We start from the raw sequence: 13736 nt of genomic DNA, 5'->3' as shown, positions 1-13736 counted from the left end.
GGCCGTCGCCCATCGGCGTCCACTTGCCGACGGCCCGTCAGCGGCCCACCCGCCGATGCCCGGCGTCCGCCGGAGCAGACCGCGCAGCGCGACCGGATCGCCGTCCGCCTGTGCGCGCAGCCTGCGCAGATCGCCGCCGTACGACTCAAGCAGCAGCTCCGCTCCCTCGCCCAGCTGGGCGGCCGTCCGCTCGTCATAGTGCCGGTAGCCCCCTCGCCGAGGGCGTCCATGCGCTGCTGCCGGCCCGCCTCCGCCACAGCGCGAGGAGTCCGCATCCCGGCGGCGAACAGCGCGCGTGCCGTGGCCGCCGCCGTTGTGGCCCGGATCCGCGCACTGAGCAGGCCGCCAGCAGCCGGTAGCGGGGCTGCGGGGTGCCCTTCAACCGGATGCCGGCGTCCTCGGCGTATGTGCGGCCGTGCCGGTCGAGCAGTGCCCGCACGGTCGCCGAGTCCGGGTCGGAGCCCGATCCGACCGCACGGTTCGTGCGACTCGTACGGCATGCCATGACGCCTCCGGGCTCTCGGTTTCGCTGCCCGCATCACCCCACGGCCAGGGGCTGAAACAGGCCATGTGTGTTCCGCGGCGGCCTGGCCGCCGGTCCGATCGCCCGATCATGGGAGACTCGCACCCATGAACGGCAAGGCGACGACGGCGAGAACGCGGCTGGAGAGAGGGCGCAGCGCCCTCGGTCCCGCGCTGGAACTGGTGCACACCGGAAGGGCCCCCACACGCGCCGTGCTCACCGCCGAACTGGGCGTCACCCGCGCCACCGCGGGGGCGGTGGCGGCGGAACTCGAGGCGCTCGGTCTCATCCGCGTCGACTCGCGGCCGACCGCCGCCGCGGGCCACCAGGGCCGTCCCTCGCACCGCCTCGCCGTCGACGACACCGGGCCCGTCGTGCTCGCGGCCCAGGTGCACGCCGACGGCTTCCGGGCCGCGCTCATCTCGCTCGGCGGGCGCATGGTGGCGACCGCGCCCGGCTGCGTCACCGTCTCCGCAGACCCCGCACAGGTGCTCGGCGAGGTCGTGCGGGCGGGCGCGGGTCTGCTGCGCGAGAGCGGCCGACGCTGCGTCGGCGCAGGCCTTGCCGTGCCCTCCGCCGTCGCCGAACCCGAGGGCACCGCTCTCAACCCGCTGCATCTGGCGTGGCCCGCCGGCGCACCGGTGCGGGACATCTTCGCCGCGCAGGTGCGGGCGGCCGGCATCGAAGGCCCCGCCTTCACCGGCAACGACGTCAATCTCGCGGCGCTGGCCGAGCACCGGCACGGGGCCGGGCGCGGCGCGCAGCATCTGCTCTGCGTGGCCACCGGGCACCGCGGCGTGGGCGGCGCCCTCGTCCTCGATGGCCGTCTGCACACCGGCAGTTCCGGCCTGGCCCTCGAGGTAGGCCACCTCACCGTCAATCCCGAGGGCCGCCCCTGCCACTGCGGCAGCCGTGGCTGCCTCGACGTCGAGGCCGACCCGCTGGCCTTCCTCACCACGGCGGGCCGCGAGCCCGGCCCCGAGGTGTCGCTGCTCCAGCAGTCCCGCGACCTGCTCCGCGGGGAGTACGACGACCCCGGAGTGCGCACCGCCTGCGAGGAGCTGATCGACCGCCTCGGCCTCGGGCTCGCCGGCCTGGTCAACATCCTCAACCCCGACCGCATCATTCTCGGCGGGCTGCACCGCGAACTCCTGGACGCGGACCCGGAGCGGCTGCAGGCCGTGGTCGCAGACCGCAGCCTGTGGGGGCGCAGCGGGGGAGTGCCGATTCTGCCGTGCAGCCTCGACCACAACAGCCTGGTGGGGGCGGCGGAGCTGGCCTGGCAGCCGGTGCTGGACGACCCGCTCGCCGCCCTCGCCTGAACCGGGGGCTCCAACCGCAGGGCCGCTGCTGCTCCATCGCCGGAGGCCGGGGCCTTCCGGCCTCTCCGACGACGGGGCAGCCTGGGACGCGGCCGAAGGCCGTACCCGGCGCCAAGGGCGCTGGAGCGGACCCGCGCACAAGGGGTGTGACCCGTCCGGAGGCACGGGGGGCGGGTCGCCCGCGCCCTGCGGGTAGCGAGCACGTATGAACCACAGGCGTGCCCGCGCGGCCCACCACGCCCACCGCCTCCGGGACCTGCACCGCAGGATCCTCGAGTCGCCCGTCGGGCTGGGCTGGAACCGGGCCCGCCGGATGGAGCTGATGCACCGCGCGATGGGCTTCGCGGCCCTGGGGTTCCTCACGCTCGTTCCGCTGCTCATCGTGGTCGCCGCGGCGGACCCGGCCAGCGGTGAGGGGTTCGCCCGCTGGCTGGGGGAGGCCCTGGGGGTCTCGGAGTCCTCCCAGGAGGAGGTGAGGGACCTGTTCGGGGTCCCGGACGAGGCGCTGCAGCGCACCACCGCCTTCGGTCTCGCCGCGCTGACCGTGTTCGGGCTGACCTTCGGCTCCGTGGTGCAGACCGGCTATGAGCGGGTCTGGGACCTGCCCACCGCGCGCTGGCACACGATGTGGCGGCATGTCGTCTGGCTGGCGCTGCTGATCTTCGCGCTGGTCGCGTTCGTCAACAACCCGGTGCCGGAGGACGCGGGCTGGCTCGGCTACGCGGGGGCGCTGCTCGATCTGATCGGCACCTTCGTCTTCTTCTGGCTCTCGCAGCGGCTGCTGCTCGGCGGGCGGGTGAGGTGGCGGGCCCTGCTGCCCGGCGCGGTGACGACCGCGCTGGCGATGCTGGGCCTGCGGATCTTCTCCCAGCTCGTCTTCTCGCCGCTGATCGCTTCGAACGCGGTCACCTACGGGCCCTTCGGGACCGTCCTGGTCATCCAGTCCTGGCTCGTCGGCGTCGGCGTGGTCGTCTACGGCGGGGCGCTCGTCGGCCGGCTGATCCACGAACGCCGCACCGAGCGCAGGATCCGCAGCGATTTCGGCCTGCCCTGAGCGCCGCCGCGAGGAGCAGCCGCGGGTCCCGCACTCCCCTCGCGGGCAGTGCCGGCGGCCGCACGACGACCGGGTCGCCATCCGGCGCGCGCGTCGGTGATCCGCCACGGGCCGTCCGAGCTGTGCTACGGTCCTGGAGTTGCAGTTGTGGTACCCATGAACCTATGTGCGCCTGACGGGAATGCTTCTCCTTCAGGTGCATTATTTGTTTCCGGCATCTCCGGATGGGGCCTCTGCCTACAGAAGGAGAATGTCATGGCACAGGGAACCGTCAAGTGGTTCAACTCCGAAAAGGGTTTCGGCTTCATCCAGCAGGACGGCGGCGGTCCCGACGTCTTCGCCCACTACTCGAACATCGCGACCCAGGGCTTCCGTGAGCTCCAGGAGGGCCAGCGGGTCTCCTTCGACGTCACGCAGGGCCAGAAGGGCCCGCAGGCGGAGAACATCGTCCCCGCCTGACCGCCGGACGCGTATCCGCGCACCGGGGTCTGCACCGTCAGGGTGCGGACCCCGGTTTGCGCTGTTTCCAGGAAGGTGAGAACCGCATGTCCCGCAGGCCTCAGAAGCCGAACCGGCGGGCCTCGTCGCCCCGACCGTCCGCGTCGCCGCCGAGGGAATTCCGACTGCCGGAAAGCACGACACCCGCACTTCCCGCCGTCGAGGACTTCGCCGGTCTGGACATGCCCGCGGGGCTGCTGAAGACCCTCAGCGCGCAGGGCGTCACCACCCCGTTCCCGATCCAGGCCGCCACGCTGCCCAACTCGCTCGCCGGCCGTGACCTGCTGGGGCGCGGACGCACCGGCTCCGGCAAGACGCTCGCTTTCGGGCTTGCGATGCTGGCACGCACGGCCGGACTGCGTGCCCGGCCCAAGGCGCCCCTCGCCCTCGTGCTGGTGCCCACGCGTGAACTCGCCCAGCAGGTGTCGGACGCGCTGACCCCGTATGCGACTGCGGTGAACCTCCGGCTGGCCACCGTGGTCGGCGGGCTGTCCATCACCAGACAGGCCGGTGCGCTCCGGCGCGGCGCGGAAGTGGTCGTGGCGAGCCCCGGCAGGCTCAACGACCTCGTGGAACGCGGGGACTGCGTGCTCGACGACGTACGCATCACGGTGCTGGACGAAGCCGACCAGATGACCGACATGGGCTTCCTGCCGCAGATCACCAAGCTGATCCGGCAGGTACGGCCCGACGGGCAGCGCATGCTCTTCTCCGCCACCCTGGACCGCAATATCGACCGCCTGGTGCAGCAGTTTCTGACCGACCCCGTGGTGCACTCCGTCGACCCGTCCGCGGGAGCGGTGACCACCATGGAGCACCATGTGTTCCACATCCAGGACGAGACCGACAAGAAGGCCGTCACCACGCGCATCGCTGCCCGTGACGGCCGGGTCATCCTCTTCCTCGACACCAAGAGGTCCGCCGACCGGCTCGCCAAGCGGCTCCTGGCCGTCGGCGTCCGCGCGGCGGCACTGCACGGAGGCCGCTCCCAGCCGCAGCGGAACCGCACCCTGGAGCAGTTCAGGAACGGTCAGGTCAGCGCCCTGGTGGCGACGAACGTCGCGGCCCGGGGCATACACATCGACGACCTCGACCTCGTCGTCAACGTCGATCCCCCCGCCGACCACAAGGATTACCTCCACCGGGGCGGCCGCACGGCCCGCGCCGGCGGCTCCGGCAGTGTGGTCACGCTGGTCCTGCCCGCCCAGAAACGGGACGTCACCCGCCTTATGTCGGACGCCGGCATCCGCCCCAGGACGACCCGCGTCACGTCAAGCGATGCGGAGCTGGCCGCCATCACCGGCGCCCGCGAGCCCTCCGGCGTGGCCGTCACGCTCGAGGTGCCCCCGCCGTCGACACGGACGGCGTCCCGCCCGGACCGGGAGACCGGCGCCAAGCCCGGCAGGCGATCCGGCCGCCGCCGCCGAAACGGCGGCGGGGCCAGGGGGGCGGCAGGCGCTGCCGCCAGAGTGGGGAGCCGGGGTTCCGACCGCCGGTCCGAGGCCGGGGCGACGGCATCCGGCAGTGCGTCCGCGACCGGCGGGGCGGTGAACCGAGCCAAGCGGTAAACGGTCAGCCCGCCACCGCGGACCGCGCGGTCGAGGGGCCCCGCCGCCCCGGCCGGTCCTCCTCCGCCGCGAAGGGGCCGTCCGCCGACGCGCCGTACAGGGCCGGGTGGGCGGCCGCCAGGGGCGGCGGGGGCGGCGCGGCGAGCGTGAACCAGACGACCTTGCCGTCCTCGCCGTCGGGCCGTGCGCCCCAGCTCTCGCTCATCGCCTCTATGAGGGCGAGCCCACGGCCGGATGTGGCGAACGGGTCCGCGTCGCCCCTCCCTCTCGTGCCGCCCCTCCCTTCCACGCCGGCAGCCCCTCCCGTGTCGACGTCGGCACGGGAGCCGAGACCGGTCCCGACGCCGCCGTGCGGGACGGGAAGGCGCGGGTCGTGATCGCGGACGGAGACCCTGAGCACCCCCCGCAGCAGCTTGAGCTCCACCCGGCACAGCTTGTCCGGCTGTGCATGGCGATGGACGTTCGTCAGCAACTCGGTGACGCCGAGCGCCGCGTGGTCGATCAGCGGATCGAGGTGCCAGTAGCGCAGTTGAGCGGAGATGATTCTGCGTACCTGACCGATCCGCGACGGCAGGGCCTGGAGCTCCACCGTGCAGTGCCTGCTTGGCTGGCTGATCACGGCTGCGACTCCCCGAATGAGGTCCGGAAGAAGACGAAGGATCGGATGCGTAAGGCCAGGGTGAACCAGCGCGTACCGCCGCGCAACTCATGGCATCCGGACGGACACGCTCAGCGACGGGGGCCCCGAACGGCCTCCAGGAAGTGCCCGGCCAGAGCCCTGCCGTCGCGTATCCGGCTGCTGCGCTGCCCCATGGTGAGCCGGTACCGGTGGCCGTTGAGCGTGGCGACCGTGCTGTCGTCGCCCGCGAACCACGGCTTGCCCGCCCGCACGGCACGCAGCGGGGCGCTGTCGATCACCCGGCCGTAGCTGGTCAGCAGCGCCAGTCTGCCGTCCTTGATCAGCACCTGTCCGGCCCTGGTGAGCGAACGCGGCCACCGCTCGATCCGCACACCGGTCGCGCGGAACTCTGGCTCCGTCATCTCCATCGGCACAGGCCCCTTTCGCGCAGGTTCCTGCTCGCAGTCTGCACAACAACCGGCCCTCGCACCAGAGCCTGTGGGACGACCGTCCACAAGTGACCCCTATGGATGCCCAAAGCGAATGTTTCCGCAGGTCGTGGGCTTACTGTTGCAGGTGTGGACCGATGGCGAAGAGGCAAGGAACGGCACGCATGAGCATCAGTGAGCAGGCAGTGACAGGCCAAGCGGCCGCCACCGTGGACGTGGACCGCAGTGACCTCGGGTACCGGGAGTGGCTCAAGGACGCCGTGCGCAAGGTGCAGGCCGACGCCAACCGCTCCGCCGACACCCATCTGCTGCGTTTCCCGCTCCCCGAGAAGTGGGGGATCGACCTCTACCTCAAGGACGAGTCCACCCATCCGACCGGCAGCCTCAAGCACCGCCTCGCCCGCTCGCTCTTCCTGTACGGGCTGTGCAACGGCTGGATCAGGCCGGACAAGCCGGTCATCGAGGCGTCCAGCGGCTCCACAGCGGTGTCGGAGGCGTACTTCGCCAAGCTGATCGGGGTCCCGTTCATCGCCGTGATGCCCCGCACGACCAGCGCCGAGAAGTGCCGGCTGATCGAATTCCACGGCGGGCGGTGCCATTTCATCGACGACCCGCGCACGATGTACGAGGAGTCGGCGGCGCTCGCGGAGCGCACCGGCGGCCACTACATGGACCAGTTCACCTATGCCGAGCGGGCCACGGACTGGCACGGCAACAACAACATCGCCGAGTCGATCTACCAGCAGCTGCGGCTGGAGCGCTACCCGGAGCCCGCCTGGATCGTCGCCACGGCGGGCACCGGCGGCACGTCGGCGACCATCGCCCGCTATGTGCACTACATGCAGTACGACACCCGCGTCTGTGTGCCGGACCCGGAGAACTCCTGCTTCTTCGACGGCTGGACACGCGACGACCCCTCCGCCACCAGCGACTGCGGCTCCCGGATCGAGGGCATCGGCCGGCCGCGGATGGAGCCCAGCTTTGTGCCCGGGGCGATCGACCGGATGATGAAGGTGCCGGACGCGGCCACCGTTGCGGCGGTGCGGGCGCTGGAACGGGTCATCGGCCGCAAGGCGGGCGGCTCCACCGGCACCGGGCTGTGGAGTGCGCTCAGGATTGTCGCCGAGATGGTGCAGCGCGGGGAGCGGGGCAGCGTCGTCACCCTGATCTGCGACGCCGGCGACCGCTACCTCGACAAGTACTACTCCGACCACTGGCTGGCGGAGCAGGACCTGGACATCGCTCCGTACACGGCGGCCGTCGAGCTGTTCCTCGCCACCGGGGAGTGGCCGGACTGACCGTGACGGGCCGTCGGCGGCGTGCCGACGCGGCCCCGGCGCCGCCGCGTCGGGGCCGCGTCGGGGGCGCGGAGCATTGCGGTCGGGGAGCGGTCGGGGCGTGGTGGGAGTCGTCAGGGAGTGGTGGAACGGGCGAGCAGACGCTCGAGATTGGCCACCGCCTTGGCGAAGGCCCGGGCCAGCCCCCGACGGCCCAGACGCATGGCGATCCGCAGCGGCGCCGGGCCGTCCGCGGCCATGGTCCACTGCACGCGGCAACCGCCGGGGACGGGCGTGAGCCGCCACTCCTCCAGCAGCGCCCGCGGCCCCGGCGCGTCCGTCCCGTCCACCCGGTACACGTAGCGCACGCCCGGTTCCGCCGCCAGGACCGTCTCGACGAAGCGGGTCCCGCCCTTGAGCCGTATCTCGCGGCCCGCCCCCTGACGCGTGGACCGTGCCGAGGTGACGGCCGTGAACCAGCGCGGCCAGCCGGCGACATCGTCTGCGAGCGCCCGGTACACCGCCTCGGGCGTGGCCGCGATCTCATCGGCGAACACCAGCCGCACCGGCGCGGACGGGAAGAAGTCGAGCTCCACACGGCGGAGAGAGCGGAGTCCTCGGGCCATGGACCGTACCTCCTGCGGGAGAGGGGTCGGACGGTCCGCCCCACCATAACTGGCGTCCCGTCAGTTGTCTTCGGCGGGCGAGCGCAGCGCACCGTCCAGCGCCCGGCCGAACACCACCCGCCCGACCCGTGCGACCAGCGGGTCCAGCAGCCGCGGCAGCGGCCGGAGGGACAACTCCTCCGTCCATACGACGACACAGCCGGCGTCCGGCCCCGCCCGCGTCGGCAACACCTCGATCTCCGCCCAGCCCTTGACGACGTTTCCGCGCTTGACCAGCCGGCAGCGCCCCGGGCGTCCCGCAGCGGGCGGCGTCCAGCAGACGACCTCCATCGGATCGTCGACGCCGACGCGCCCCACGCCCGTACGCACCGTGAACACCGTGCCCTCTGTGAACACCGCTCGCTGTCCCGAGGACGGCGGCCCGGCGGCCGCGCCGCCGGACACGACCCCAGTGACGGACGTCAGCGGCACCCGGGCGGCATGCGCCCGCCAGTCGGTGACCCGCCGCCACGCCTTCTCGGCGGACAGCGTCGTGGCACGGGTGAGCCGGAAGACGGTCACGACGCCATACTCGCATGTGCCGCGCCGCATGTGAGGAGGCGTCCGGACGCGGGGAGATTCCGTGATATCAGTGTGCCCGGCCACCCCGGTCCGGGATCCTGACCGTTGCCCCGCGCCGCAGTCCCCGCGCCGTGCCGCAGAGAGCGAGTCGACCGTGCCGCCAGCCCCTTCGCTCCCTTCCCCATCACCCGTCTCCGGCCCGCAGGGCGGAGCGGGGCCGGCACTGGAGTTACTGGTCCACGGCGTCGGCGGCGCGACCCCGCAGGGCATGCTCGACGACCCGCGCACCGTGAGGATCAGCGGCGACGAACGTGCCGCAGTCTTCCGGCGCGCCGCCGACGCGGATGCGGAGCGGCGCCCCGAGCATTACCGGGACCGGCCCATCCCGGAGGCGTACTGCTGGTCGAACCTCACCTCGGGCAACGGCGCCCGCGCCCTGTGGCTGCTGCTCCTGCCGTTCATGGTGGTCAATCTCGCCCACTGGATGCGCCCCCGCGCGAAAGGGCTGCGCCGCACCACCCGGCTGTACGGGGCGCTGGTGCGGCTGGTCGCGCTCAGCCTCACCGTGCTGCTCACCGCCGCCGCCTGCGAAGTGGCCCTCGATCTGATCGCCTGGCAGTGCGCGGGGTCGGCCGGGTGCAGCACAGACCGGTCCTGGCTCGGCTTCCTGTCCGGCGCCCGGGGGGGCTGGTGGGCGCAGCCGGGCCGCCGTCTGGCCGTCGCCGCGGTCGTGCCCGCCGCGCTGGTCGCCCTGTTGTGGTTCCTGTCCAACCGCACTTGGAGCGCGTACGAGTCCCAGCGCCCGCCTGCCGGGGAGATGGACGCCCCGCCCGCGGTCGCCGACGCCGAGGCCGACGCCGACGCCGACGCCGACGGCTACGGCGACTCCGACTCCGACTCCGACCCTGACGTCGACTCCGGCGACGGCGATCCCGGCGAATGCGGGCCGGCCGGCGGCGGACCGGCGGTGCGGCCCGCGCTCGGCAGGCCGGGCTTCTGGTACGGGCGGCGGCTCGTCGCCCGGCTGCGCGCCGCGCATACCGCGGCCGGCCTGCTCACGATCGCCGCCGCGGTCGCAGGGGCCGCGGCGCGTCACGACCGCGGCGCGGACAGCGCCGCGCTGGACGTCGCCGGACGGCTGCTGGAAGGAGCGCTCGCCCTAGCGGGCGCGGCGGTGGTGTGGGTGGTGCTGCGCCGCGGGCGCAGCGAGCGCCGCATCGACGCCCGCCTGGACCGCGCCGCCGTCCGGGCGCTGCCGAGCACGGCCGTCGTGCTCCTCGTCCTGTCGGCCGGGTACGCCTCCTGGTCCCGCCCGGACTGGGTCTCCGCGGGCACGCTCCCCGGCGATGTCGCCTTCCGCGTGATCGCACTGGCCCAGGGCGCCCTGGTCATCGCCCTCGCGGTCGCCGCACGCGCTCTGCACCGCCGGGCCCGCCACCCCCGCACCGTCATGCACGGACTCGCCGGACCGGCCGTCGCGATGGTGTCCTGCGCGCTGGGCGGGGTGATGACCGGGGGGCTCGCCCAGTGGGTCGGGGACTATCTGGACGGCGCGGGCGTCCCCGGCACGGGCGACGAGGGCGACATCATCGGTCCGCCGGTGCTGCTCAGCTGGCAGGCGTCGGTGATCCCCGTGCTGCTGCTCGTGCTGTTCGTGCCCGCGGCCGCGCTCGCCGTGCGGACCTCGTTGAAGGCGCGGCGGCTGCGCGGGACCGTGGAGGGGGAGTACGGCGGGGAGGACGGCGGCAACGGGGCCGGCCGCCCCGACCCGGTGCGGACCCGGCGGATCGCCGGCGTCCGCGCCCGCGCGGCCCTCACCGACGCGGCGCCCGCGATCGTCGGCACCGTGTCCGCGGCGACGCTGCTGCTCGGAGCGGGCGGGGTCTTCGGCGCGTGGATCAGCGGGCAGGCGCCGGGACGCGCCTTCGCCGACGCGCACCCGTTCACCGAGTCGCTGGCCACCACCGTGCAGGCGCTGGGCTCCTGGCTGATCGGCGTGGGCTTCCTGCTCTTCGTCACCTGGGGCCGCCGCGCCTACCGGGACGCCTCCGCGCGGCGCACCATCGGCATCCTCTGGGACGTCGGCACCTTCTGGCCGCGCGCGGCGCACCCCTTCGCGCCGCCGTGCTATGCGGAGCGCGCGGTCCCCGACCTGACCTGGCGCATGTGCACCTGGACCGCGCGCACCGGCGGGCGGCTCGTCATCTCCGGCCACTCCCAGGGCAGTGTGCTGGCCGCGTCCGCCGTCTGGCAGCTTCCGGCCGCCACCCGGCGGCGGGTCGCCCTGCTCACCTACGGATCGCCGCTGGAACGGCTGTACGGCCGCTGGTTCCCCGCGTACTTCGGCCCGGCGGCGCTGCAGGGGCTGAGCTCCGAACTGCACGTCTGGCGCAACCTCTGGAGGCGCACCGACCCCATCGGCGGACCGGTGCTCATCCCGCCGGACGGACCCGGGGAGCGGACCGTGGACCGGGAGGCGCTCAAGGACCCGGTGGCGTACGGCCGTTCCGACCGTCATCCGCTGCCGGAGCCGATACTGGGGCACTCCGACTACCAGGCGGATCCGCTCTTCGCGGCCGAACGCGCCCGCCTGCTGGCCCGGCTGACGCCGCCGGTTCCACACCAGGCGTCGCGCCGGCCCTCGCCTACCCCGGGCCCGGAAGGGACGGGAGGTCCTCCGGATACAGCAGCGTCAGCGCGTCCGTGTCCGCCTCCGTGAGGGCGGCCACACGTCCCGCGTGCTTCTCCACCATGGACTCGAACGTCTGGCGCGCGGTGCGGCCGTTGCCGAAGGCGGGGCCCTTGGGGAGTTCGGTGAAGTACTTCAGCAGCGCCTCGGCGGCGCCCTCGGCCAGCCGGTACTCGTGTTCCTCGGCCTGCTGCCGCACGATCCGCAGCAGCTCCTCCGGAGCGTAGTCACGGAAAGTGATGGTCCGTGAGAAACGGGAGGCCACACCGGGGTTGACGGACAGGAAGCGCTCCATCTCGTCCGTGTACCCGGCGACGATGACCACCACCGCCTCCCGGTGGTCCTCCATCAGCTTCACCAGCGTGTCGATGGCCTCCTTGCCGAAGTCCCTGCCGGAGTCCTCAGGCGAGAGCGCATACGCCTCGTCGATGAACAGCACCCCGCCGCGAGCCCGGTCGAAGGCCTCCTGGGTGCGGATCGCAGTGGAGCCGATGTGCTCGCCGACGAGGTCGACGCGGGAGACCTCGACCAGATGACCGCGCTCCAGCACCCCGAGGGACGCCAGGATCTCGCCGTACAGCCGGGCCACGGTCGTCTTGCCCGTGCCGGGGGAGCCGGTGAAGACCAGATGGCGGCGGACGGACGCGGCCTTCAGTCCGGCCTCCTGCCGGCGCCTGCCCACCTCGATCATGTTGGTCAGGGAGCGGACCTCCCGCTTGACGCTGTCCAGGCCGACCAGCGCGTCCAGTTCGCCCAGCACGGCGGCGGAGTTGCGCGTCGGCGCGCCCGAGAGCCCCGGAGCGGACGGGGACGCGTCCGCCGGGCGCTGGTCCGGCACCGCCGAGAGCAGTCCGGGGGACTGCTGCGCGGTGAGCACGGCGGTGGTCCGCCCGGTCGCCGCGGCGACCGGCGGCTCGGCCGGGGCCTGCAGCATGGCGCTCTCATCGCTCGCGCAGTCGTCGACGGAAGTCGCCCCGTCCTCTCCCAGTTCATAGCCGCCGCGCGCACACCGCTCGGTGCGACACCGGCTCAGCGTCGTACGGCAGCCGTCCATCACATGGAATCCGTAGCCCGAGCTGCCGGTGACGCGGCAGCCGCGGAACGTCCCGCGCCCCTCGGCCGAGACATAGAAGCCGGCCTCCAGGGGCGAGGTGACCGTGCAGCGCTCGACGACCGGGTCCGCCCCCTTGGTGACGATCACTCCGGTCTGCACGGAGTCGAGCGTGCAGCCGCCGAGCGTGCCGCCGCTGCCGTGGTCGCGGAACCAGGCCCCGGTGGACGCCCGGCTGATCCGGCAGTCGTCGAGCTGGGCCGTCGCCCCGTCGCTCACCGACACCGCGGTGTTGCGGACCTGGCTGAGATCGCTGTCGACGACGTCCACGCGGGAGCCGCGGTCCAGGACGAACAAGGCGTCCGGCACATCGTGCACCTTGCACGATTCGAGGACGGCGCTTGCGCCGTCGCTGACCCACACCGCCGGATAGTCGCCGGTGCTGTCGTGGATGTCGCACTGGTTGGCGTCCACGCGGGTGCCCGGGTCCCAGACCGACAGGCCGTTGCGGCCGAAGCGGCGCACGGTGGAGCGGGTGAGTGTGAGGACCGAGCGGGAGCGCAGATCGATCCCGTTCTCCGGGACGTCGTGGATGTCGCAGTCGGACAGCGTCAGCACCGCGTCCGTGTCGAGCGTGACGCCGTCGGCGGTGGTGCGGTGCACGGTCGAATCGGTCAGATGCGCCCCGGCGCGTGCGCCGATCTGCACGCCGGTGCCCTTGATCTCGTACACCTCGCAGCCGATCGCCTCGAATCCGCTGCCCTCCCCGGAGGCGGCGAGGCCCGCGCCGCCCGCGTGGTGGATCCGGCAGTTCTCCAGACGGGGGTGCGCGCCGTCGCGGACGAAGACGCCGGACTGGCCCGCCGAGACGACCTCGCACTCCTCGAACAGCCCGCCGGCGCCGTCGAGTACGCCGATGCCCACGCCCGCGGGGTTGTCCACCGTGCAGCGGCGCACCGTGGGCCGGGCGGCGCCGCGTACCTCGAGCCCGGACGCGGAGCGGGTGACGATGCGCAGATCGATCAGTTCGGGGGTGCCGTCCTCGACCAGCAGCGCCGGGGCGGCCGTGTCCTGGCCCTCGACCTGGAGGTCCCGCACGGTGGCGGAGGCCCGGACGGTCAGCGGCACCCCGTCGGCGGGCGCGATGCGCACGGAGCCGACGGCCCCCTCGGCGCCGCGCAGGGTGACCGCGCGCCGGACGACGAGGTTCTCACGGTAGGTGCCGGGCGAGACGGTGAGGACGTCGCCGTCCGCCGCGGCTTCCAGTGCGGCGGCGAGGGAGGCGTACTCGCCCGTGCGGCGTCGCCACCGGGACGTGCTGGTGTGCGTCACCTGGACCGTGCCCTGTGCCATGGCGCTGTTCTGCCCCCACCTCGTGATCCCGTTCCGCGCGCCTCTGAGGGGGACGCCCCCGAATGCCCCCGCAGGGGATCGCACCACCGTAGCGCGGGAAGGGCCGGGGAGTTGACGAGATGTGACGGCCGGAGCGAGGTTCAGCC

The 13736-nt window shown here is 73.2% G+C and carries 11 protein-coding genes and 1 pseudogene; 6 read left to right on the top strand and 6 right to left on the bottom strand.

The features are described from left to right. Positions 1 to 36: 36 nt before the first annotated feature. Positions 37 to 505 (bottom strand): annotated as a pseudogene (locus tag QCN29_RS08920) (endonuclease); the annotation flags it as partial. A 125-nt stretch (positions 506 to 630) separates the two neighbouring features. Between QCN29_RS08920 and QCN29_RS08915 the strand changes: the two are divergent. The 4 genes from QCN29_RS08915 (at position 631) to QCN29_RS08900 (ending at position 4965) form a co-directional block, all read left to right on the top strand. Then, positions 631 to 1845 carry an ROK family protein gene (locus QCN29_RS08915; protein ID WP_279927185.1) on the top strand — a complete coding sequence of 405 codons (1215 nt, stop codon included), beginning with the start codon at positions 631 to 633 and terminating at the stop codon, positions 1843 to 1845. Positions 1846 to 2050: 205 nt separating this feature from the next. Next, a complete protein-coding gene (locus QCN29_RS08910) occupies positions 2051 to 2899 on the top strand; it encodes a YhjD/YihY/BrkB family envelope integrity protein (protein ID WP_279927184.1) in 849 nt (282 codons plus the stop codon). Between the two features lie 255 nt (positions 2900 to 3154). Further along, positions 3155 to 3358, top strand: a complete 204-nt coding sequence (locus tag QCN29_RS08905) for a cold-shock protein (protein ID WP_030575165.1) — start codon at positions 3155 to 3157, stop codon at positions 3356 to 3358. A gap of 86 nt (positions 3359 to 3444) precedes the next feature. Next, entirely contained in the window at positions 3445 to 4965 is a 1521-nt protein-coding gene (locus tag QCN29_RS08900; protein ID WP_279927183.1) for a DEAD/DEAH box helicase, read from the top strand. Positions 4966 to 4969: 4 nt separating this feature from the next. On the opposite strand, the gene QCN29_RS08895 is transcribed toward QCN29_RS08900, so the two are convergent. Beyond that, the gene (locus QCN29_RS08895; RefSeq protein ID WP_279927182.1) at positions 4970 to 5584 is read right to left on the bottom strand and encodes an ATP-binding protein; all 615 of its coding nucleotides are present in this window, start codon (positions 5582 to 5584) and stop codon (positions 4970 to 4972) included. Positions 5585 to 5694: 110 nt separating this feature from the next. Beyond that, entirely contained in the window at positions 5695 to 6012 is a 318-nt protein-coding gene (locus QCN29_RS08890) for a hypothetical protein (RefSeq protein WP_279927181.1), read from the bottom strand. Between the two features lie 185 nt (positions 6013 to 6197). On the opposite strand from QCN29_RS08890, the gene QCN29_RS08885 reads away from it, so the two are divergent. Then, complete coding sequence (locus tag QCN29_RS08885; protein WP_279927180.1) at positions 6198 to 7331, top strand: PLP-dependent cysteine synthase family protein; 1134 nt, start codon at positions 6198 to 6200, stop codon at positions 7329 to 7331. Positions 7332 to 7444: 113 nt separating this feature from the next. On the opposite strand, the gene QCN29_RS08880 is transcribed toward QCN29_RS08885, so the two are convergent. Together QCN29_RS08880 and QCN29_RS08875 are read right to left on the bottom strand one after the other, a co-directional pair. Continuing rightward, on the bottom strand, positions 7445 to 7936 hold the full coding sequence (locus QCN29_RS08880; protein WP_279927179.1) for an SRPBCC family protein: 492 nt from the start codon (positions 7934 to 7936) through the stop codon (positions 7445 to 7447). A gap of 60 nt (positions 7937 to 7996) precedes the next feature. Beyond that, positions 7997 to 8497 (bottom strand): SRPBCC family protein, encoded by a 501-nt coding sequence (locus QCN29_RS08875; protein WP_279927178.1) that lies wholly within the window; start codon positions 8495 to 8497, stop codon positions 7997 to 7999. Positions 8498 to 8651: 154 nt separating this feature from the next. Between QCN29_RS08875 and QCN29_RS08870 the strand changes: the two genes are divergently transcribed. Next, positions 8652 to 11216: a hypothetical protein gene (locus QCN29_RS08870; RefSeq protein ID WP_398859159.1), complete on the top strand. Its 2565-nt coding sequence runs from the start codon at positions 8652 to 8654 to the stop codon at positions 11214 to 11216. Here the strand turns inward: QCN29_RS08870 and QCN29_RS08865 are convergent. Continuing rightward, positions 11143 to 13590, bottom strand: coding sequence for a right-handed parallel beta-helix repeat-containing protein (locus QCN29_RS08865; protein ID WP_279927177.1), 2448 nt, complete (start codon positions 13588 to 13590; stop codon positions 11143 to 11145). The two genes, QCN29_RS08870 and QCN29_RS08865, sit on opposite strands and share 74 nt — an antisense overlap. Between the last annotated feature and the right edge of the window lie 146 nt (positions 13591 to 13736).

Origin of the sequence: Streptomyces chengmaiensis, assembly GCF_029846775.1 — a bacterium.
Lineage (GTDB): Bacteria > Actinomycetota > Actinomycetes > Streptomycetales > Streptomycetaceae > Streptomyces > Streptomyces chengmaiensis.
The sequence above is the reverse complement of the archived record's forward strand: the minus strand, read 5'-3'. Positions and strand labels throughout refer to the sequence as shown.